This window comes from Citrobacter sp. L55, from assembly GCF_002850715.1.
In the GTDB taxonomy this organism is placed as follows: Bacteria; Pseudomonadota; Gammaproteobacteria; order Enterobacterales; family Enterobacteriaceae; genus Citrobacter; species Citrobacter braakii.
Genome location: NZ_KZ559400.1, coordinates 146,160 through 168,177 on the forward strand (window position 1 = coordinate 146,160; position 22,018 = coordinate 168,177).

20 protein-coding genes and 1 pseudogene are annotated in these 22,018 nt (G+C 53.7%); 5 read left to right on the plus strand and 16 right to left on the minus strand.

Annotation, left to right across the window (positions count from 1 at the left end):
- Window positions 1-29: 29 nt before the first annotated feature.
- Genes B9P82_RS05180 through B9P82_RS05190 form a run of 3 tightly spaced genes read right to left on the minus strand, consistent with a single transcriptional unit; the run spans window position 30 to window position 2,948 of the window.
- Window positions 30-500, minus strand: coding sequence for a YehS family protein (locus B9P82_RS05180; RefSeq protein WP_016156965.1), 471 nt, complete (start codon window positions 498-500; stop codon window positions 30-32).
- Between the two features lie 46 nt (window positions 501-546).
- Window positions 547-1,266 carry a two-component system response regulator BtsR gene (btsR, locus tag B9P82_RS05185; RefSeq protein ID WP_016153690.1) on the minus strand — a complete coding sequence of 240 codons (720 nt, stop codon included), beginning with the start codon at window positions 1,264-1,266 and terminating at the stop codon, window positions 547-549.
- Window positions 1,263-2,948 carry a sensor histidine kinase gene (locus tag B9P82_RS05190; protein ID WP_101700062.1) on the minus strand — a complete coding sequence of 562 codons (1,686 nt, stop codon included), beginning with the start codon at window positions 2,946-2,948 and terminating at the stop codon, window positions 1,263-1,265. Before B9P82_RS05190 ends, btsR begins: the two co-directional genes overlap by 4 nt.
- Window positions 2,949-3,173: 225 nt before the next feature.
- Here B9P82_RS05190 and mlrA point away from each other — a divergent pair, with 225 nt between their 5' ends.
- Complete coding sequence (gene mlrA / locus B9P82_RS05195) at window positions 3,174-3,905, plus strand: HTH-type transcriptional regulator MlrA (RefSeq protein ID WP_016153692.1); 732 nt, start codon at window positions 3,174-3,176, stop codon at window positions 3,903-3,905.
- Window positions 3,906-3,979: 74 nt separating this feature from the next.
- Entirely contained in the window at window positions 3,980-4,087 is a 108-nt protein-coding gene (locus B9P82_RS05200; protein ID WP_003027354.1) for a protein YohO, read from the plus strand.
- On the opposite strand, the gene B9P82_RS05205 is transcribed toward B9P82_RS05200, so the two are convergent.
- The 5 genes from B9P82_RS05205 to bglX form a co-directional block, all read right to left on the minus strand.
- Complete coding sequence (locus B9P82_RS05205; protein WP_016156966.1) at window positions 4,068-4,799, minus strand: ABC transporter permease; 732 nt, start codon at window positions 4,797-4,799, stop codon at window positions 4,068-4,070. The two genes, B9P82_RS05200 and B9P82_RS05205, sit on opposite strands and share 20 nt — an antisense overlap.
- On the minus strand, window positions 4,783-5,730 hold the full coding sequence (locus B9P82_RS05210) for an ABC transporter ATP-binding protein (RefSeq protein ID WP_101700063.1): 948 nt from the start codon (window positions 5,728-5,730) through the stop codon (window positions 4,783-4,785). Before B9P82_RS05210 ends, B9P82_RS05205 begins: the two co-directional genes overlap by 17 nt.
- Window positions 5,723-6,889 carry an ABC transporter permease gene (locus B9P82_RS05215; protein ID WP_101700144.1) on the minus strand — a complete coding sequence of 389 codons (1,167 nt, stop codon included), beginning with the start codon at window positions 6,887-6,889 and terminating at the stop codon, window positions 5,723-5,725. Before B9P82_RS05215 ends, B9P82_RS05210 begins: the two co-directional genes overlap by 8 nt.
- A 15-nt stretch (window positions 6,890-6,904) precedes the next feature.
- Complete coding sequence (locus tag B9P82_RS05220) at window positions 6,905-7,822, minus strand: glycine betaine ABC transporter substrate-binding protein OsmF (RefSeq protein ID WP_016153696.1); 918 nt, start codon at window positions 7,820-7,822, stop codon at window positions 6,905-6,907.
- A gap of 218 nt (window positions 7,823-8,040) precedes the next feature.
- Window positions 8,041-10,338, minus strand: coding sequence for a beta-glucosidase BglX (gene bglX, locus B9P82_RS05225; protein WP_101700064.1), 2,298 nt, complete (start codon window positions 10,336-10,338; stop codon window positions 8,041-8,043).
- Window positions 10,339-10,570: 232 nt separating this feature from the next.
- Between bglX and dld the strand changes: the two genes are divergently transcribed.
- Entirely contained in the window at window positions 10,571-12,280 is a 1,710-nt protein-coding gene (gene dld / locus B9P82_RS05230) for a D-lactate dehydrogenase (RefSeq protein WP_016153698.1), read from the plus strand.
- A 100-nt stretch (window positions 12,281-12,380) separates the two neighbouring features.
- Here dld and pbpG read toward each other — a convergent pair whose 3' ends face one another.
- A complete protein-coding gene (gene pbpG / locus B9P82_RS05235) occupies window positions 12,381-13,328 on the minus strand; it encodes a D-alanyl-D-alanine endopeptidase (protein ID WP_016153699.1) in 948 nt (315 codons plus the stop codon).
- A 180-nt stretch (window positions 13,329-13,508) separates the two neighbouring features.
- A complete protein-coding gene (locus B9P82_RS05245; protein ID WP_094761991.1) occupies window positions 13,509-14,096 on the minus strand; it encodes a Yip1 family protein in 588 nt (195 codons plus the stop codon).
- Window positions 14,097-14,260: 164 nt separating this feature from the next.
- Between B9P82_RS05245 and B9P82_RS05250 the strand changes: the two genes are divergently transcribed.
- Window positions 14,261-14,833: a DedA family protein gene (locus tag B9P82_RS05250; RefSeq protein ID WP_016153701.1), complete on the plus strand. Its 573-nt coding sequence runs from the start codon at window positions 14,261-14,263 to the stop codon at window positions 14,831-14,833.
- A gap of 24 nt (window positions 14,834-14,857) precedes the next feature.
- On the opposite strand, the gene mdtQ is transcribed toward B9P82_RS05250, so the two are convergent.
- On the minus strand, window positions 14,858-16,297 hold the full coding sequence (mdtQ, locus tag B9P82_RS05255; RefSeq protein ID WP_047416225.1) for a multidrug resistance outer membrane protein MdtQ: 1,440 nt from the start codon (window positions 16,295-16,297) through the stop codon (window positions 14,858-14,860).
- Window positions 16,298-16,466: 169 nt separating this feature from the next.
- Between mdtQ and B9P82_RS05260 the strand changes: the two genes are divergently transcribed.
- Complete coding sequence (locus B9P82_RS05260; RefSeq protein WP_016153703.1) at window positions 16,467-17,201, plus strand: class I SAM-dependent methyltransferase; 735 nt, start codon at window positions 16,467-16,469, stop codon at window positions 17,199-17,201.
- Window positions 17,202-17,385: 184 nt separating this feature from the next.
- Here B9P82_RS05260 and dusC read toward each other — a convergent pair.
- The 5 genes and pseudogenes from dusC to gtdA form a co-directional block, all read right to left on the minus strand.
- Window positions 17,386-18,335, minus strand: a pseudogene (gene dusC / locus B9P82_RS05265) (tRNA dihydrouridine(16) synthase DusC).
- A gap of 61 nt (window positions 18,336-18,396) precedes the next feature.
- The gene (locus tag B9P82_RS05270; protein WP_101700065.1) at window positions 18,397-19,590 is read right to left on the minus strand and encodes a 3-hydroxybenzoate 6-monooxygenase; all 1,194 of its coding nucleotides are present in this window, start codon (window positions 19,588-19,590) and stop codon (window positions 18,397-18,399) included.
- Between the two features lie 14 nt (window positions 19,591-19,604).
- A complete protein-coding gene (maiA, locus tag B9P82_RS05275) occupies window positions 19,605-20,249 on the minus strand; it encodes a maleylacetoacetate isomerase (protein ID WP_101700066.1) in 645 nt (214 codons plus the stop codon).
- A gap of 8 nt (window positions 20,250-20,257) precedes the next feature.
- On the minus strand, window positions 20,258-20,959 hold the full coding sequence (locus B9P82_RS05280) for a fumarylacetoacetate hydrolase family protein (protein ID WP_016153707.1): 702 nt from the start codon (window positions 20,957-20,959) through the stop codon (window positions 20,258-20,260).
- 15 nt (window positions 20,960-20,974) lie between these two features.
- Window positions 20,975-22,012, minus strand: coding sequence for a gentisate 1,2-dioxygenase (gtdA, locus tag B9P82_RS05285; protein WP_101700067.1), 1,038 nt, complete (start codon window positions 22,010-22,012; stop codon window positions 20,975-20,977).
- Window positions 22,013-22,018: the final 6 nt, after the last annotated feature.

The window sequence follows — 22,018 nt, forward strand, 5'->3', positions numbered from 1 at the left end:
CGAAATTCATCGCGGTCGCCAGCGTCGTTTTACGCTTTCGTTTTGTGCACTCGCGACGTCAAACCCCGCAGGAAGTAACGCAGAAACTGATCGCCGCATTCGCGATAGTTCTTATGGTCCGGCGCGCGCATCATGGCGGTAATTTCCGGCATCGACACACGAAACTTCTGCTCGGTCATAATGGCCAGAATATCATCGGTTTTCAGCGAAAAGGCGATACGCAGCTTTTTCAGCACCGTATTGTTGTTAACACGACGCTCAAGCGCCAGTTCCGGCGCAGACTCGTCTTTACCACGCAGATGATAAATCAGACCGTTTAAAAATCCGGAGAGAATGATATCCGGGCAGCGAATAAACCCGGCTTCATCTTCTTTTGTCATCCAGGTATCAAAACCTGCGGAGGTGGATTCCATGTCAGCAAGCGCAAGAATACGCACCATGTCGTTATTGTTCGCTTTCAGAGTGTAGCGCAGGCTACGAAGAATATCGTTACTTAGCATAGAGCCTTCAACTGTCGGTGATGCAATGGCGCGCAGTGTATCAGTTTTACAGTCCAATCGCCTCTTTTAGACTTTTAAGATAACGGCGACTTACCGGAACTGTCAGCCCGTTGCGCAAAATCAGTTCGGCCTGACCGTTTTCTTCCAGACGGATCTCCCGCAATTGCGCCATATTCACCAGATACTGCCGATGGCAGCGCAGCAAAGGAGTACGGCTTTCCAGCGTTCTGAGCGTCAGTTCGGTGAAACCTTCTTTACCATCGCTGCTGGTCACGTACACGCCACTCATGCGGCTGCTGATAAACGCCACGTCATCCATTTGCAGCAGATAGATTCGGCTGTGGCCGCTGCACGGAATAAACTTCAGCGCCTGCTGATTCTCCGGCAGTAGCGATACATCCTGCTTCGTGCGCTCCTGACGCAAACGGCTCAGCGTTTTTTCCAGTCGCGCCTCTTCAATCGGTTTGAGAAGATAATCAAACGCGTGTTCTTCAAAAGCTTTCACCGCATATTCATCAAACGCAGTAAGGAAAACAATATACGGACGATGCTCAGGATCAAGCATGCCAACCATTTCCAGACCGCTGATACGCGGCATCTGAATATCAAGGAACAGGACATCCGGACGCAGTTTATGTACCGCGCCGATGGCTTCCACCGCATTCGAACATTCGCCGACGATCTCGATGTCGCTTTGCGCCTGCAACAGGATCCGCAGATTCTCCCGCGCTAACGGTTCGTCATCGACAATCAGCACTTTGATCATGCCAGTTCCTCCATAGGAAGTCGTAAAGTGATTCGGGTAAAGCGGTCAGGTTCACACGCTACGCTGATGCCAAAATCGTCGCCAAACCGCTCGCGCAGTCGTTTATCAACCAGATTCATACCCAATCCGCTGGCCTCAGACGTTGGCTGATACAACCCGGCGTTATCTTCAATATCCAGCATCAGATACTGCCCTTCGCGGCGGGCGGTAATCGACACTTCGCCGGTATCCAGTAGCTGAGAGGTACCGTGTTTAATGGCATTCTCCACAATAGGTTGTAGGGTAAAGGCAGGTAATTGCTGATACGAAAGCGCATCTGGCACCGTCAAAGTCACCTGCAGGCGCGACTGAAATCGCGCCTTTTCAATTTGCAGATAGGCATTAACGTGCTCAATTTCATCAGCCAGCGTCACAATCTCCGACGGACGTTTTAAGTTTTTGCGAAAGAACGTCGACAGATACTGCACCAGTTGGCTGGCCTGCTCGCTATCACGTCGGATCACGGCTTTGATGGTGTTGAGCGCATTAAACAAAAAATGGGGGTTCACCTGTGCATGCAGGAGTTTGATTTCCGACTGCGTGAGCATCGCTTTTTGCCGCTCATACTGCCCGGCCAGAATCTGCGCCGAAAGCAGTTGGGCGATCCCTTCCCCCAGCGTGCGGTTGATCGAGCTAAAGAGGCGGTTTTTGGCTTCATACAGTTTGATGGTCCCCATCACCCGCTGGTTTTCCCCCCGCAAAGGGATCACCAGCGTCGAGCCTAATTTGCATTGCGGGTGCAAAGAGCAGCGGTAAGGGACTTCATTCCCATCGGCATACACCACCTCTCCGGTTTCTATCGCCCGTTGGGTGTACGACGACGAAATAGGTTTTCCGGGTAGATGGTGATCGTCACCAATGCCGGTAAATGCCAGCAGCTTCTCGCGGTCGGTAATTGCCACAGCACCAATATCCAGCTCTTCATACAGCACCTGAGCGACCTTCATGCTGTTAACCTCGTTAAACCCCTGGCGCAAAATACCCTCCGTTGAGGCGGCAACTTTGAGCGCAGTGGCGGAAAAAGCAGAGGTATATTTTTCAAACATCGCCCGTTTATCGAGCAAAATACGCATAAATAAGGCTGCGCCCACGGTATTCGTCACCATCATCGGCGCGGCGATATTACTGACCAGCCGAAACGCATCGTCAAACGGCCGGGCGATTAACAAGATGATCAGCATCTGCACCAGTTCGGCGACAAAAGTAATGGCACCCGCGGTCAGTGGACTAAAGACTTTATCGGTACGGCCACGACGGGTGAGCACGCTGTGCACCAGTCCGCCGAGCAAACCTTCGACAATGGTCGAAATCATGCAACTGAGCGCCGTCATTCCGCCCATTGAATAACGATGTAAGCCACCGGTTAGGCCGACCAAACCGCCGACCACTGGGCCGCCAAGCAGCCCCCCCATCACCGCGCCGATAGCACGGGTATTAGCAATAGAATCATCAATGTGCAGCCCGAAATAGGTGCCCAAAATGCAGAAAATGGAAAAGGTAACGTAGCAAAGCAGCTTGTGCGGGAGCCGGATCGTGACCTGCATCAGCGGGATAAACAAACGCGTTTTGCTCATGAGCCACGCGATAACGAGAAACACACACATCTGCTGAAGCAGCAGCAACACCAGATTAAACTCGTACATACCTGCCAACCACACATCACTTAAAAGCGCGTAACATACATGGGCTGCGCGTAACTTTCTTTGAAGTGTTGCAAAAAAAAAGGAATTTGTGAGAACGATCACTCGAAAGCGCGAGCATGACTACAAATTCACCCATTTGTTGATCAAAAAACAGACAAAACTACCTGGTTCGCAAAAGAGCGTCTAAAGTAAAACTGGGACCTCGCGAGCATAAGTGAGACGACGATGGCGCTTTACACAATAGGTGAAGTGGCTTTGCTTTGTGATATCAACCCTGTCACTTTACGCGCGTGGCAGAGGCGTTACGGATTACTGAAACCGCAGCGAACAGACGGCGGGCATCGCCTGTTTAACGACGCGGATATCGACCGGATCCGTGAGATAAAACGCTGGATAAATAACGGCGTTCAGGTCAGTAAGGTAAAAATGTTGCTCAGTAATGAGAACATTGATGTGCATAACGGCTGGCGCGAACAGCAAGAGACGCTGTTGAGCTATTTGCAAAGTAATAATCTGCATAGCCTCAGGATGTGGATCAAAGAGCGCGGTCAGGATTATCCCGCACAAACGCTCAACACCCATTTGTTCATTCCGTTACGCCGCCGCCTGCAATGTCAGCAGCCGATCCTGCAGGCGTTACTGGGGATCCTCGACGGTGTCCTCATCAACTACATCGCGATTTGTCTGGCCTCGGCGCGCAAGAAACAGGGTAAAGATGCCCTGGTTGTCGGCTGGAACATTCATGATACCACCCGCTTATGGCTGGAGGGTTGGGTTGCCAGCCAGCAGGGATGGCGCGTTGACGTCCTCGCCCACTCGCTAAACCAATTGCGACCGGAATTGTTTGAAGGGCGAACCTTACTGGTCTGGTGCGGCGAAAGCCAAACGCCCGCTCAGCAGCAACAACTGAACGAATGGCGCGCGTTAGGTCACGATATTTATCCGCTCGGTATTTAAAGCCAACCAGGATCGGCTCTTAATATTCTGTTAACAAACGTGTACAATCCTTAGATTCACATAAGGAGTGCATAATGAGCGCAGCTAAAATCGGTGTCATTACCCTCTTCCTGCTGATGGCCATCGGCGGTATCGGCGGCGTCATGCTGGCAGGCTACACATTCATTTTACGTGCCGGGTAAGGTGGCTCGCTAATCGCTCAAACCCGCGGTCAACTATCACCGCAGCCAGCGCGACCAGCAGCGCCCCCTGAATCACATAGGCGGTATTGAACCCGCTCAGGCCGATGATAATCGGCGTGCCCAACGTGTTGGCCCCGACGGTTGAGGCTATCGTAGCGGTGCCGATATTAATAATCACCGACGTGCGAATTCCCGCCAGAATAACCGGTGCCGCCAGCGGCAACTCCACTTTCCGCAGCCGCTGGCCCTGACTCATGCCCATTCCGCTGGCAATATCCATCACGCTGGGAGAAATTCCGCCGAGTCCTGCCAGAGTTGCCTGCAAGATTGGTAACACGCCATACAAAATCAACGCGATAATCGCGGGTTCAAGCCCAAACCCCATCACCGGTACGGCGATCGCCAGCACGGCGACCGGAGGAAATGTCTGCCCCACGGCGGCAATCGTTTCCACCATCGGCCTGAATTCCGCGCCCCAGGGCCGGGTTACCGCTATTCCCGCTCCGGTGCCAATGATGACGGCAATAAGGCTTGAAATCCCCACCAACGCAAAATGGCTCAACGCCAGCGCCGTAAAACTTTCCTGCTGATACACGGGACGCGGCAGCGCCGGAAATAGCGAACTAAACAGGGCCTGACTGTGAGGCAACCCCACCAACAGGATCAGAAACAGCGCAACAAGCCATAGCAATGGATCAGCAAGACGTTTCACGGGTCGGCGTCTCCGAAAGCAAATCGCGAAAATGAAGCGTCCCGCAGGGCACCCCCTGAGGCGTCACGACCGGCAAGACATCGCAGCCACGCGCCACGAACACCGACAATGCATCACGTAGCGTCATCTCATCCACCAGCGGCTCGCCGTCTGAGTGTTCGCCGCGACGGATAAAATCCCCTACCGTACGCAGCGACAACAGCCTTACGCCCAGTTCACTGCGGCCAAAAAAAGTTTGCACAAAATCATTCGCTGGCGCAGTGAGCATCGACAGCGGCGTGCCTTGCTTCACAACTTTTCCCGCATCCATCAAAATCAGATGCTCCGCCAGTCTCAGCGCCTCGTCGATATCATGCGTCACCAGCACAATGGTACGTCCCAATAAACGATGGATACGCGTCATCTCCTGCTGCAGCGCGCCGCGGGTGACCGGGTCCAGCGCGCCAAAAGGCTCATCCATCAGTAGCACCTGCGGATCTGCGGCCAACGCACGCGCAACTCCAACCCGCTGCTGTTGTCCACCGGAAAGCTGATGCGGATAACGGTGGCGCAAACTCGCCTTAAGGCCCAGCAGCGCCATTAGTTCATCTGTTCGGTCATCAATACGTGAACGTGACCACTTTTGCAGCTGCGGTACGGTGGCAATATTCTGCGCGACGGTCCAGTGGGGAAACAAACCAATAGACTGAATCGCGTACCCCATGCGCCGTCGTAACTCCAGCACTGGCAGGCTGCGGATCTCCTCCCCGGCAAAACGGATCTGCCCGCTGTCATGTTCAACCAGCCGGTTGATCATCTTTAGCGTGGTAGACTTGCCCGAACCTGACGTGCCAATTAATACCGAAAAGCTGCCCTCTCCTAACTGCAGGTTAAGGTCGTCGACAGCTTTTTGTTGGCCATAGGTTTTACTGACATGGCGAAATTCAATCATTATTCGATACCTTTAGCAGCGCGATCCCTAAATCAAACAGCGCATCAATCAACACAGCCAGCACAACGACCGGGATCACGCCCAACAGCACTAAATCAACGGCGCTACTGAGCAATCCCTGAAAGACCAGCGCGCCAAATCCCCCTGCACCAATCAGCGCGGCTATCACCGCCATTCCCACCGTCTGGACCATCACCACTCGTAAACTGCGCAAGAAGACCGGCAGCGCCAGTGGAAACTGCACCGAGATAAACCGCTGACGCGCGCTCATCCCCATCGCCCGGGCGCTTTCAAGTACATCGCGTGGAACCTGATTCAATCCAGCCACTACGCCGCGAACCAGCGGTAAGAGCGCATACAGCACCAACGCAATAAGCGCAGGCGTCAGACCGGTTCCCGCTACGCCAAGCGAACCCAGCAAGGGAAAGTGCTTCACCAGTCCGGCAAGCGGCGCAATTAACAGGCCAAACAGCGCGACGGAGGGAATAGTCTGGATAATGTTCAGTACCGCGAATACCGGCCCCTGACGGGAGACAGAAAAAGTACACCAGACGCCCAGCGGCACGCCAATGAGCAGCGCGGGCACCACGGTAGCGAACAGAATCGTCAGATGCTGCGCCAGCGCGTCGTTAAAGACATCCTGGCGGTTGGCATATTCTTTAAGCAGAGAAAGATCGTTAAACGTACCGGAGAGCAGTAACACCAGCGGCAAAATGAATATTTGTGCGTGCAATAACCAACGCCACGACGCCCGTTCGGTGATGCGACGAATGGCGTCACTGGCTGCCAGCAGCATCACTCCCAGCCCTAACCAGAACCCGCTGCCCAGGCTGGTTCTGGCCAGAGGACTACCCGTCTGGGCCAAATACGTTGCCGTTGTGCCGGCGATGACCAGCACCGCAATCACCAACAGTTGGCTAACGATAAGCGTCAATATATTGCCGGATTTTCCCGGTACAAAGCACAGAAGAAACAGCACCACACAGGCCGCCGCTAATCCCCATGCCATGTCGGGTTGGATATCCCAGAGTTGACGACCTTCACCGGAAACCAGGCGATTGGGAGCATAGCTAATGAAAGGAAGCGCTGCCGCCGCGATGGTAAGAAACACCAGCAGCAACAGCACCCGATTTACTGAAATATTCGACAAAACACCCACCTGCTGCAAACTCCGTTACTTCACCCATCCTTTTTGCTTCAGGTAGTCTGCTGCGACTTTTTTCGCATCCAGCCCCTCCACGGCGATACTGGCATTCAGCCGTTGCAGCGTTTTTTCATCCAGGCTGGCAAATACCGGTTGTAGCCATTCTGCCATTTGCGGGTAGTCCTGCAGCACCGATTCACGCACAACGGGCGCTGGCGCATAAATGGGCTGTACGCCTTGCGGATCGCTTAATGTTTGCAGACCGAGCGCCGCAACCGGACCGTCGGTACCGTAGGCCATCGCCGCATTGACCCCAGAGGTCTGCTGCGCCGCCGCTTTAATCGTCACCGCGGTATCCCCCCCCGCCAGCGACAACAGCTGATTCTGATTCAGTTTGAAATCATAGGCTTTTTCAAAGGCAGGCAGCGCGTCAGCCCGTTCGATAAATTCCGCAGAGGCGGCAAGTTTGAACGTCCCCCCGTCTTTCAGGTAACGGCCTAAATCGGCAAGGGACTCAAGCTTATTCTTTTGCGCGACATCCTGGCGAACCGCAATGGTCCAGGTGTTGTTGGCGGGCGCAGGCGTTAGCCAGATCAGCTTATTTTGCTCTGCGTCCAGCTTTTTCACTTTGTCATAACCGGCCTGCGCATTTTTCCATGCAGGATCATTCTCATCTTTAAAAAAGAATGCGCCATTGCCGGTATATTCCGGATAAATATCCAGTTCACCAGAGGTGATTGCCCCACGCACCACCGGAGTGGTACCCAGCTGTACTTTATTAACGGTTTTCACGCCGTGACTTTCGAGCACCTGCAAAATAATGTTGCCGAGCAGCGCCCCTTCGGTATCTATTTTTGAACCGACCGTGACGGGTGACGCGGCCTGTAAGGGCAAGCTGATCGCGGCTAACAACGCCAGCGAACCCACCCAAACTTTTGAAATTATCATGCTGCACTCCTCATTCTTTTACGGCCCTTTTCAGAGACTTGAGGAAAAAGCATAGTCGAAAAATCAAGCCTTAACCTGGCAATTGGGTAGTAACACTGAGAGTTACTCGCGGTAAGGCGATAATACAATAAAAAAAATCCGGCAAACCCAAAGTGAGTTTACCGGATGGTACGATTTCGCAGGCCTGATAAGCGTCACGCTATCAGGCATGATATCAATTACAGCAGTTCAAATTCGCCCTGCTTCACTCTGGCAGAATCCACGCCGATAAAGACGTTGAACTTGCCCGGTTCGGCATCGTATTGCATACGCTGGTTCCAGAATTTCAGCGCTTCAACATCAATTGGGAAGCTAACGGTTTGGGTTTCACCCGGCTTAAGATTCACCTTCTCAAAACCTTTCAGCTGTTTTACCGGACGACTCATTGAAGCGGTAACATCCTGCAAATACATCTGAATCACCGTCGCACCTTCGCGTTTGCCGGTGTTGGTCACCTGCACGCTGGCCGTCACGGTCCCGTCACGCTTCATCGTCGGAGAAGAGAGTTTCACATCAGAAACCGTGAATGTGGTGTAGCTCAGGCCATAGCCAAAGGGATACAACGGACCGTTCGCTTCGTCAAAGTAGCGCGACGTGTACTTATTCGGCTTATCGGCATTATACGGGCGACCGGTATTAAGATGGCTGTAATAGACCGGGATCTGTCCGACAGAGCGCGGGAAAGACATCGGCAACTTGCCTGACGGGTTGTAATCGCCAAACAGCACATCGGCGATGGCGTTACCGCCTTCCGTCCCGGCAAACCAGGTTTCGAGGATCGCATCGGCCTGTTGATCTTCCTTAACCAGCGCCAGCGGACGACCGTTCATCAGTACCAGAACCAGCGGTTTACCCGTGGCTTTCAGCGCGGTAATCAGGTCACGCTGACTCTGCGGAATGGTGATATCGGTGCGGCTGGAGGCTTCATGCGCCATTCCCTGCGCTTCACCAACTACCGCGACGACTACGTCAGACTGCTTCGCGGCGTTAACGGCTTCATCAATCATCGCCTGCGGCGAACGCGGGTCAACCTTCACCGCCTCTTCATACTGGTTGAGGAAGTCGACAATGCCTTTGTCGTTGGTGATGTTCGCCCCTTTGGCGTATACCACTTTGCCCTGCTCGCCGATGGCATTTTTAATCCCCGTCAGCACCGTTACTGACTGATCGGCAACCCCGGCAGCAGACCAACTGCCCATCACATCACGCTTGCTGTCGGCCAGCGGACCGACAACCGCTACGGTGGCGGATTTTTTCAGCGGCAATGTTTCCAGACGGTTTTTCAGCAGCACCAGGCTTTCACGCGCCACTTCACGCGCCTCTTTGCGGTGCAAACGGCTTTCCGCGTTGGTGTCCTGCGGGTCAGATTCTTTGGCCCCCAGATGGCTGTACGGATCGTTAAACAGCCCCATATCATATTTCACGTTCAGCACATGACGCGCAGCGTCGTCCAGCTCCGCCATCGTCACCTTACCTGACTTAATCAACCCCGGCAGGTATTTGCTGTAATACTCATCGCTCATGCTCATGTTGATGCCGGACTTGATCGCCACACGCACCGCATCTTCAGGATCGGAGGCAGTGCCGTGCTTAATCAGTTCCTTAATCGCGCCATGATCGGAAACGGTAATGCCCTTAAAGCCCCACTCATCGCGCAGGACGTCTTTTAACAGCCATGCATCCGAAGTCGCCGGCGTGCCGTTCAGCGAATTAAGCCCCACCATCACCGCACCGCTACCGGCGTCCAGTCCGGCTTTGTACGGTGGCATATAGTCGTTGAACAAACGCTGCGGGCTCATATCGACAGTGTTGTATTCCTTGCCGCCTTCAACCGCGCCATAGGCGGCATAGTGCTTGACGCTGGTCATCACCGAATAGCGATCGGCCGGGCTTTTACCCTGCATCGCTTCCACCATGGTTTTGCCCATCGTGGCGGTCAAATACGTATCTTCGCCAAACCCTTCCGAGGCGCGGCCCCAGCGCGGATCGCGCGAGACATCGACCATCGGCGCCCAGGTCATATTCAGACCATCATCGGCGGCTTCATACGCAGACACTCGACCAACGGTTCTGACCGCATCAAGATTAAAGGAGGATGCCAGACCGAGGCTTATCGGGAATACGGTACGCTGACCGTGCAATACGTCGTAGGCAAAAAAGAGAGGGATTTTCAGGCGGCTGAGATCCATCACCTGATCCTGCATTTTGCGGATATCCTGGCGCGTGACGGTGTTAAAAATTGCCCCAACCTGCCCGTCTTTGATCATCTCGCGGATGGCTTCTTTCGGGTTATCAGGCCCGACGCTTATCAAACGCAGTTGCCCAATCTTCTCATCTACGGTCATCTGCTTGAGTAAATCGGTAACGAAGGCATCCCGCGCCTCTGGCGTCAGTGGATGGTTACCAAACAGAGTGTCCGCCAACGCTGGTTGCAATGCCAGACTCACCGCGACACCTACAGAACATAGCCATTTCATGTTGATTCTCTCTTTATTTTTTCCCGACGAGGCAGCGAAAATATAACAAAAACCGCAGTTTGCCGTAAGACTAAACGGGAGCGATAAAGAAAGCTAAGGTTATTCTCCTAATTTTCGAAACCAGCGCGAATCAGTAAAAGACGAACCAGAGACAATATGAATGAGAAAGCGTATTGTCATACAAAGCGCTATGCTTGTTCCTGATATTGAGTCCCACCACAAGGAGTGGAGAATGTCTTCCATTACAACAGATAATAAAGCTTTCCTGAATGAACTGACCCGTCTGGTGGGTCATTCACACCTGCTGACAGAACCTGCTAAAACCGCCCGCTATCGCAAGGGATTCCGCTCCGGCCAGGGCGATGCGCTTGCCGTCGTGTTCCCCGGGTCGCTTTTAGAACTGTGGCGCGTTTTGAGCGCCTGCGTCGCCGCGGATAAAATTATCCTGATGCAGGCCGCTAACACCGGCTTGACCGAAGGGTCTACGCCGAGCGGTAATGATTACGACCGCGAGATTGTCATTATCAGCACCCTGCGTCTTGATAAGCTGCACGTCATCGGCAAAGGTGAACAGGTGCTGGCCTATCCAGGAACCACGCTCTATTCGCTGGAAAAAGCGCTCAAACCGTTTGGCCGTGAACCGCATTCGGTAATCGGATCTTCCTGTATCGGCGCTTCGGTTATCGGTGGCATTTGCAACAACTCCGGCGGCTCGCTGGTACAGCGCGGCCCGGCATACACGGAGATGTCGCTGTTTGCGCGTATTGACGAACAGGGAAAATTACAGCTGGTTAACCATCTGGGTATTGAGCTGGGCCAGACCCCGGAGCAGATCCTGAGCAAACTGGATGACGAGCGTATTAGAGATGACGATGTTCGCCACGACGGGCGTCACGCGCACGATCACGACTACGTTACCCGTGTCAGAGATATCGACGCAGACACGCCCGCACGCTATAACGCCGACCCGGATCGCTTGTTTGAATCGTCCGGTTGTGCAGGCAAGCTCGCGGTCTTTGCCGTGCGTCTGGACACCTTCGAAGCCGAAAAAAACCAGCAGGTCTTTTACATCGGCACCAACCAGCCAGAGGTGCTGACGGAGATCCGCCGTCATATTCTGGCAAAATTCGAGCATCTGCCGGTCGCCGGTGAATATATGCACCGCGATATTTACGACATCGCTGAGCAATACGGCAAAGATACGTTTCTGATGATCGACAAGCTCGGCACAGACAAAATGCCGTTCTTCTTCACCCTGAAAGGCCGCACCGATGCGATGCTGGAAAAAGTGAAAATTTTCCGTCCTCACTTCACCGACCGGGCAATGCAGAAATTTGGTCATTTGTTCCCCAGCCACTTACCGGCACGCATGAAAAGCTGGCGCGATAAGTACGAGCATCACCTGCTGTTAAAAATGGCCGGTGGCGGCGTGGCTGAAGCCCAAAACTGGCTAAGCGAGTATTTCAAAACCGCTGAAGGCGACTTCTTTGCCTGTACGGCGGAAGAAGGCAGCAAGGCGTTCTTGCACCGCTTCGCGGCGGCTGGCGCGGCTATTCGTTATCAGGCCGTACATGCGGATGAGGTGGAAGATATTCTGGCGCTGGATATCGCGCTGCGCCGTAACGACACCGAATGGTACGAGCATCTGCCCCCAGAGATCGACAGTCAACTGGTGCACAAACTCTATTACGGTCACTTTATGTGTTACGTCTTCCATCAGGATTACATCGTGAAAAAAGGCGTGGATGCGCATGCGCTCAAAGAGCAGATGCTGGAACTCCTGCGCGAGCGTGGGGCGCAGTATCCGGCAGAGCATAACGTCGGGCATCTGTATCAGGCGCCGGAAACCTTGACCCGTTTTTACCGTGAGAATGACCCCACCAACAGTATGAATCCGGGTATTGGGAAAACGAGTAAGCAGAAGTTCTGGAAAGAATCGTAAACCTGAAAAAGATAAGCGCTACCGGGCATGTTGCCGGGGCGCTTCGCTTGCCCGGCCTACTGCTACATTCGCTATGCGTAGGCCGGATAAGTCATCTTATTTAATCGTTCTGTGCGGTTTGCTCGCCCTTCGCCGAACCTGCCGCCGCCATCTGCGCAGCTTTTTGCTTTTTATAGCTCAGCGCCGCCGCCGGAACCGGCATCACCTTGCCCGTTTCAATCCAGGTACGTAAACGGCTGGCATCGGCAAAGTGAGTATATTTGCCAAAGGCATCCATCACCACCAGCGCCACCGGTTTGTTGTTAATCACCGTGCGCATCACCAGACAGTGGCCTGCCGCATTGGTAAACCCGGTTTTCGTTAACTGAATATTCCAGTTATCGCGGTATACCAGATGGTTGGTGTTACGAAACGGCAGCGTATACGCAGGGTTGGCAAACGTCGCCATATCTTCACGCGTAGTACTTAACTGGCCGATCAGCGGATACTGTTTGCTGGCGATCAGCAGCTTGGTTAAGTCACGGGCGGTCGAGACATTGTGAATCGACAAGCCAGTGGGTTCCACAAAGCGTGTCTGAGTCATGCCGAGCGCTTTCGCTTTGGCATTCATGGCTTTGATAAACGCGTTGTATCCGCCCGGGTAATGATGCGCCAGGCTCGCCGCCGCGCGGTTTTCTGATGACATCAGCGCCAGCAGTAACATGTCTTTACGGCTGATTTCGCTGTTCAGTCGTACGCGAGAGTATATGCCTTTCATCTCCGGCGTCTGGCTAATATCGACTTTCAGCTTTTCATTCAGCGGCAGTCGTGCATCAAGCACCACCATCGCCGTCATTAATTTGGTAATCGACGCAATCGGACGCACAAGGTCCGGGTGGTTCGAATAGATAACTTTGTTGGTATTCAGATCAACGATCATCGCGCTACCGGACGCTATCTCAGGTTGAGAAGCCGCTGCGGTAGTTGCCGTTTTCGCCACGGCTTGGGGTGCAAAAGGAACGGCCAGCACCAGGGCAAGGCTTAATAATGAAACTCGGAATTTCAGCATGATGAGATTTCTGATAATGGTTCACGCACGTCACAACGCACACCGCCAGAGATTAAGTATTATCTCAAGCTAGCTCAGGCATCATAGCGATCCGGCAGGTTTGCTGCCACAGGAGAATCGTCTCGAAATGCTGCGTTGCTGACTTTTACGTCAACAACGCAGCGTAGACAGGTTTATCCGTCAGAATAACCGATAGCCGTAACCCCACAGGATTACCGTAATAGCCAGCAGTACCTCCAGTACCAGCACACCGATCGCCAGCGTCGAACTGGAAAAACTCAACCCTTCCTCACGAGTGATATTCAGGAACGTCGGAATGCCGAGATAAAGTAAATAGCCGGTGTAAAACAGCGCGAGAGTCCCGACTAATGCGCACAGCCAGACCAGCGGATAAAGTGCGACCAGCCCGCTTAAAAACAGCGGCGTCGCGACATATCCGGCAAACACCATACAATGTGCCAGCGACGGACGCTGCGGGTAGTTACGCGCCATCCACCAGATAACCCGGCCCATGACGGCAACGCCCGCCAGCATCACCCCGTAAAACAGAATCGCCATTGCAAATCCAGTCAACAGGGATAATTTCAGGATATTGCCATCGCCAAAATCCCAGCCGATTTGTGTGGTACCGATGAACGCACAAATAACCGGGATTGCCGCCATCAGCAGTACATGGTGGGTATAGTGATGCGAAACGCTTTCGTTTTCGCTGTTGATCACATGCATTTCACGATCGGGATGGGAAAACAGCCCCCAGACATGGTTCATACCGCCCCCTTCTTGTCAGCTCCGGACCTCAACAGTTCAAGTATAATTCAGCTTTGGATTAATTTTTGTACAACAACAAAAATGACGAACCGCTAATTCAGCGCTTTTAAACCCCACGATGATTCACAGGGTGTATGCTTAACGTCGGGAGGTCATCCAGACATATGGATATAAACAGTCTTATTGCACATTACGGTTACGCCGCATTGGTCATTGGCAGTTTGGCCGAAGGTGAAACCATTACCCTGCTGGGCGGCGTGGCGGCACATCAGGGATTACTTAAATTTCCTCTGGTGGTTATCTCTGTGGCCCTGGGCGGGATGATTGGCGATCAATTGCTGTATTTGCTTGGGCGTCGTTACGGTGGAAAAATTTTGCGTCGTTTCTCAAAACATCGCGACAAAATCCGCCGGGCGCAGAAAATGATCCAGCGCCGTCCTTATCTGTTCGTGATTGGCACCCGTTTTATGTATGGTTTTCGCGTGATCGGCCCGTTGCTGATTGGCGCAAGCCATTTGCCGCCTAAAATTTTCCTGCCGTTGAATATTCTGGGAGCGCTGGCGTGGGCGCTGATATTTACCACGCTGGGTTACGTGGGGGGAGAAGTCATTGCGCCGTGGCTACACAATCTCGACCAGCATATTAAGCACTGGATATGGCTGGCTCTGGTGATTGTGCTGGTGCCTGGCGTTCGGTGGTGGTTAAAAAAACGCAGCAGCAAAAGTACAGCCCGGTAGCGCGATGTCTACCGGGCGGGTGCGTTACGAAGCGTGGTAGCCGCCCCCCAGCGCACGATTCAACTGGATTGAGGCATCCAGCCATTGCCCTTGTAAAAGCAGAGCGTTGCACCGTTCACGTAATGCCGGGATCTTTGCCTCACTAACCCGGGAGCCCGCAATAATTCCGGCATTGAAGCGCGCCTGCGCCAGACCCACTACGCGCAGTGCATCATGCTCAATCTGCTGCTGATGCTGATTCTTCTGCGCCAGTGTTTCTACCTGCGATGCTGCACGCGCCACGTCATTCACCGCATCCACCACGGCTTTGTTGTAATTCGCCACCGTCAGGTTGCTTTGCGCTTGAGTAATGTCGAGATTCGCGTTCAGCCTGCCGCTATCAAAGATAGGCAGCGTCAGCCCGGCCGTTACGCCCATTTGCTGCGCGGAATGGCGAAACAAGTCGCTCAGATGTAACGCATCCTGTTGTAAAAATGCCATCAGATTTACATCGGGATAAAACGCCGCTTTCGCCGCATCAATGCTGCTCAGCGATGACTCTATGTACCAGTGCGCCGCCTGCAAATCCGGTCGGCGGGCCAGCAGCGAATAACCTAGCTGGGACGGGAGCTGGCTTTCCACCGCGGGCAGCGGGGTCGAATGGAGTTTCAGGGCTGTGGACTGCGAGTTGGTCAGCGCGCTCAACCGCGCTTCAATCACCTTCATTTTACCGCTGACATCGTTCAACTGCTGCTCTGTTTTGCTGGAATCGATATCGGTTTCAACGCCTTCCACCGAAGAAGTAAGACCATTTTGATACAGTTGACGATCAACGTTAATGACGTTCTGCTGCTCGGTTTCTATTTGCGTTAACACGGTTTTCAGCCCGGCCTGCGTTTGCCATTCCCAGTAAAGACGAGCCACACCACTCGCCAGCACCTGTCGCGTTTGCTCGCGCTCGGCTTCACGCGCCTTAACGGCCCCAATACGTGCCGTCACTTCGGCCCGATTTTTACCCCACAGATCCAGATTCCAGCCAGCAGTTAAACCAAAGGTGCCGTTGGTGTACCACGGCCCGGTCGTCCCGGCGGCCGGATCGGTAATGGCAAACGGTCCCATCAGCCCTTCGGCTGACATTCTCTGACGCTCCACATCTGCAGAGAAATCGATCTCCGGGCCATCCTGCGCCTCCACAGCCTTAGCCTGCGCCTCCGCCAGTTGAATGCGCTGTTCCGCGACCTGCATATCAGGAGAGTTTCGTAACGTGCTGTCAATCAGCGCATTAAGCTGGGGGTCATGGTATGCCTTCCACCATTGGCTGTCCGGCCAGCCATTTTTTAACGCCGCAGGCAATGTGGTATCGACATTCGCAGCGGGGGTCTGCTGTGACAGAGACTGGCGGTCATCATGCATCGGCGCGCAACCTGACATCAAAATAAAAAGCGGCAACAATGCCGTCGTGACAAAAGCAGAATTACGATTCATGGAGAGACACAGGTAAGAAAAGATGTGCTGAGATTACGACTTGTCGCGTTTCCTTTTTTAGTTACGCGTGGCAATACACCTTTGGCAATAAAAATATATAATCGGCAAAATATACACCCAACAAATAATTTAGATTAATTAATTTTAATAATTTATGGATGGAGACATTATGTCACAGAATATCTATGACGATCCCGAGTTCTTTGCCGGATATGCCACGCTGGACCGTTCAGTAAAAGGGCTCGACGGTGCGCCAGAATGGCCGACAATACAAGCGATGCTCCCCGCTCTACAGGGAAAAAATATCCTCGATTTGGGTTGCGGATATGGCTGGTTTTGCCGCTACGCGCGCGATAACCAGGCGGCCAGCGTAGTGGGACTGGATATTTCACAAAAGATGTTAACTCAGGCGCACAGCATGACGCAGGGTAATGGCATCGTTTATCGCCGTGAAGATCTCGAAACGCTTTCCCTGTCGCCAAATTCCTTTGACCTGGTTTATAGCTCACTTGCCCTGCACTATTTGCGCGATATCGCGCGATTATTCGTAACGATTTACCAGTCGTTAACACCGGGAGGCATGTTGGTATTCTCTGCCGAGCATCCCATTTATACTGCACCGCTTAATCAAGGTTGGATAAAAGATAAAACCGGGCAACAGTCCTGGCCGGTCAATCATTATCAGCAGGAAGGCACACGCATCAGTAACTGGTTCGCGGAGGGTGTCAAAAAACAGCACCGTAAGCTGGCGACCTGGATTAATGCGCTGATAGCCGCCGGATTCGAAATCGTTTGTGTCGATGAATGGGGACCGTCCGCTGAACAGATTGCTGAAAACCCGGCACTGGATGAAGAAAAAGAGCGGCCAATGGTGTTTCTGCTCAGCGCACGTAAACCGGAGTAAGGTCATTACAGGAAGATTTTCAGAGGCTTTCCTATACTTAACCTGAACTCACCAAAAAAGGAACGCTGATGAAAATCTTACTGTGGATTATTTTAGTTATTTTTCTGATTGGGTTATTGGTGGTAACTGGCGTGTTTAAGATGATTTTTTGAAACAAAGGCCACTCCGGTGGCCGATTAATGTGTTAATGCAATTTAGCGATATCAATGGCCTGAATCGCGCGCGCGATATCCGGTGAATTGTTTAATGCGCGGATTTCCTGAAACAGCGCGGTTGCCTCTGAGTATTCTTTACGCAAATACCCTAACCATTGTTTAATCCGCGCCACGTGATACAGCCCGGTATCACCCTGCTTTTCAAGACGAGTATATTTTTGCAACAGCATCACGACATCAGGCCACGGCATACGCGGCTCGTTGTACTTCACCACACGACCAGGTTCGGAATATTTAATGCCCCACGGCCAATCATCACCGCATCGCATCCGCTGATAGCCATACAGTCCTGGGCGCTTTGCCAGTCCCAGATTTCGCCATTCGCGATAACCGGAATGGTAAGCCGCTGGCGGATCTCACCGATCGCCCGCCAGTTGATATGTTCGGCCTTATAGCCCTGTTCCTTGGTTCGGCCATGCACCGCCAGCTCGCTGGCGCCCGCCTGCTGAACGGCATCAGCAATTTCAAACTGCCTGTCGCTGTTGTCCCAACCCAGACGCACTTTCACCGTCACGGGGAGATGATCCGGAACCGCCTCGCGCATGGCTTTTGCGCCCCGGTAGATGAGTTCAGGATCTTTTAATAACGTTGCGCCACCGCCGCTGCCGTTGACCAGCTTCGACGGGCAGCCACAGTTCAGATCGACACCAAACGAGCCCAGTTCTACCGCGCGCGCCGCGTTCTCCGCCAGCCACTGCGGATACTGTCCCAGCAACTGTATGCGCACCCGCGTGCCGGATGGCGTCCGGCTATTGTTATGCAGTTCCGGGCAGAGCCGATGGAATACTTTTGCCGGCAGGAGCTGATCCACCACGCGCACAAACTCGGTGATGCACAGATCGTAATCATTCACTTCAGTCAGCAGCTCGCGCACCAGTGAGTCGAGCACGCCTTCCATCGGCGCCAGTAAAACACGCATATCGTCACCCGCAAAAAAAGAGGCGCTATGGTAGCGCCTCCGTTCGGGAGATTAAAGAGGCTCAGCGCGGCAACAGGCAGTTATCTTCTTTCCAGCCGTACAGCCATTCCATACCACGATAAAATTCCGCCTGAGATTTGCCTTTCCACAGCAGATTACGCACCTGGCGCTCGACGCCTGCGGCGTGGTACACACGTCCCATTTCGCGCGTCGACCAGACGATGCGCGCAGTACGCGGAATACGTACCGACTCATACAAGGCAAAGGCATCAGCCGCATCGCCGTCATACTGCTGTAACGCCTTACCGAGAGTGACAGCATCTTCAAGCGCCATACAGGCGCCCTGCGCCATATATTGTGCCACCGGATGCGCAGCATCACCCACCAGCGTAATGCGGTCGGTCCCCCATTTCTCTACCGGTTCGCGGTCAGCGGTGGACCAGCGACGCCATGAGGTCGGCTTATCCAGCATCTGGCGCGGACGCGCATGAATACCGGCAAAATAGGAGAGCACTTCCTCTTTACTGCCATCCTTTACCCCCCACTCCTCCTGCTGACGACTGTGGAAGGTCACCACCAGGTTATACTGCTTGCCGCCACGCAATGGATAGTGCACCAGGTGGCAGTGCGGTCCGGCCCACAGCACCGGCGCGTTAATGCGCAAATCTTCCGGCATATCATCGCAATCAATCACCGCGCGATAGACCACGTGCCCGGTAACGCGTGGCGAATCGCCAATCAGAGACTGACGCACAACCGACTTCACACCGTCACAGCCCACCAAAATATCCGCTGTCCAGCTGTTACCGTGCTCATCAAAGACCGTCACATCATCTTCTGTCTGGCGAATATCAACCACGTTAGTTGAAGTGCGATACTCAACGTTGGGATGAACCAGTGCCGCTTCCCAGACAGAAGCATGAATATCAACCCGATGGATAACCGCATAAGGACCGCCAAAGTGATCGCGGAACGCCTGCCCGGTTTCAATGCGTACAACCTCTTTCGCGTTTACCGCATCCATCATGGTGATGTGATCGGTAAAAACGGCGCGCTTGCGGGCGACGTCACCCACACCAAGGCTGTCCAGAGCAGAAAACGCGTTCGGCCCGAGCTGAATGCCCGCACCAATCTCACCAATCTCGTGCGCTTTCTCCAGCAACATCACTTTAATGCCTTGACGGGCAAGCGATAGCGCGGTCGCCGCGCCGCCAATCCCGCCACCCACGATAATTGCGCGAGTCACTTTAGCCATTGTCGTTCTCCTTATCAGGCTGGAATTTTGTCTTGTTGATTCTCGGGCGCGGCGGCGATAAACGCCGGAAGCTGGATACAGGCATCATATACCGCCTTACAGCGCGGATACCCGCTCAGATCGCAGCCCATACGTAACGCGTTCGCCCACTGCGGGATCAGACAGCAATCCGCCAGCGTCGGCGCATTCCCCACGCAGAACGTCCCCGAGTGACTCTGGCGCAGCATCTGTTCAACCGCGCTTAACCCTTGCTGGATCCAGTGCGCATACCAGCGTTTTTTATCCTCTTCACTGACCTTTAGCTCTTCGCTCAGGTAGCGCAGTACCCGCATGTTATTCACGGGATGGATATCACAAGCGATGGCATAAACAATTTCCAGCACCCGGCTGCGCGTCGGGAAGTCGTCTGGCAGCAGCGGCGACTGCGGAAAGTGACCATCCAGCCAGTCGGTTATTGCCAGCGACTGCCCGAGTGATTCTCCCTCATCAGTGACCAGCGTCGGTACAAGCCCTACCGGGTTCATCCGCCGGTAGGGCAGCTCGTTCTGCTGACCGATGCGAATGTTGACACCCACCGTCTGGTAATCAAGCCCCTTCAGCGCCAGCGCAATGCGTACGCGATATGACGCGGAGCTGTTAAAGAAACTGTACAGCTTCATCATCCACCTCAGACAATCTTCACAGCGATGGGGGTTAAACCGTCTACATTGCCGGTGATCACATCTCCTTTCACCACTGCGCCCACGCCCTCTGGCGTGCCTGTGTAGATCAAATCACCCGGCTGTAGTTCGAAAAAGCCGGACAGATAGCTAATGGTTTCATTAACGGACCAGATGAGGTGGCGAATATCGCTACGCTGATGATCGTCGCCGTTGACCTGCAACCAGATAGGCGCGTTGTTAACATCCGCACTTTCGCTGGCTTTATGCAGTGGCGCGATGGGGGCAGAGAGATCAAATGCTTTGCCGATTTCCCACGGACGCCCCATCTGGCGCATCTCCATCTGCCTGTCGCGGCGGGTCATATCCAGACCAGTGGCATAGCCCCAGATATATTCGTGCGCTTTTTCCAGGGGTATATCGCTGCCCTTTTTACCGATCGCCACCACCAGCTCTATCTCATAGTGATAGTTATCGGTCTGCGACGGGTATGGCAGCTCGAGGGTTTGACCGGCCGCCACCGGAACCACCGCATCGGCAGGTTTACAGAAGAAGAACGGCGGTTCGCGATCCGGATCAAAACCCATTTCACGCGCATGAGCGGCATAGTTGCGGCCCACGCAGTAAACGCGACGCACGGGAAACTGTTCATTACTGCCAACGACCGGAACGGTAACAGGCGCTTGTGGTTCGAATACGTATTGCGTCATTTTCTCTCTCCCAAATTAATAACGTGCTTCACGGAACAACCCCAGCGCTTCCTGAACCGGTCTGTCCGAAAAACTAAATAAGACGGCATCTTCGTGGGCCTGGAATGACACGCCGTGCCAGGTTGGCACCACGAAGATATCTTTTGGCGAAAAATTGAAGATCTCGGTGCCGATGGTGACCTGCCCGCTTCCTTCCACCACGTGATAGATAGTGCTGTCGGTGGTACGCGCCATCCGCGAGAAAAAGCCCTTCGGCAACAGTTGTAAAAAGGTCCCCATTGAAGGCATGGGATAACCACCGGTTACCGGGTTGACGTAACGCATCTTGTAACCCTCCCACTCATCGGCGTCGCCCATGCGGGTCAGGTCATGCAGCGCTTCACGGCTGCGATCGTAGCGATAGTTGAAAATTGGCGATGAGTTACCCTTCTGATGACGCAGCGGCAGCATATTGGCCGCGTAGCGTGGTAAGTAATCCCCTTCCTTGCGCGTGACTGGTTGCTGATCCTCCGGGTAATCTTCCGCAAAGCCGCAACCCAGCAGATTCACCAGTGGCAGATCCAGACCGTCCAGCCACACCACCGGTTCACTGCCTGGGTTGCCGTGGTCGTGCCAGCGCCACTGTGGCGTCAGAATAAAATCGCCTTCATGCATTTGGGTGCGCTCGCCATCCACCGCAGTAAATGCCCCTTTCCCTTCGACAATAAAGCGCAGCGCAGACTGATTATGCCGGTGACTCGGGGCAACCTCGCCCGGCATGATTAACTGCAATCCGGCGTACAGCGTTGGGGTGATTGAAGACTGTCCGCGCAGCATGGGGTTTTCCAGCACCAGTACGCGACGAATTGCCTCTTTCGCGCCAATCAGATCGCCGCTTTCCAGCAGCAGCGGGCGGATCTCCTGGTAGTTCCAGTACGCAGGAGCACAATGTGCGTTCGGCGTTGGCGGTACCAGGCGGTGCAGCGACTCCCACAGAGGGGTCAGATTCTGCCCGGAAATATGCTGGTAAAACTGCTGACGGCTGTTCTTAACATCCTGATTAAGTTCTGACATAGAGAT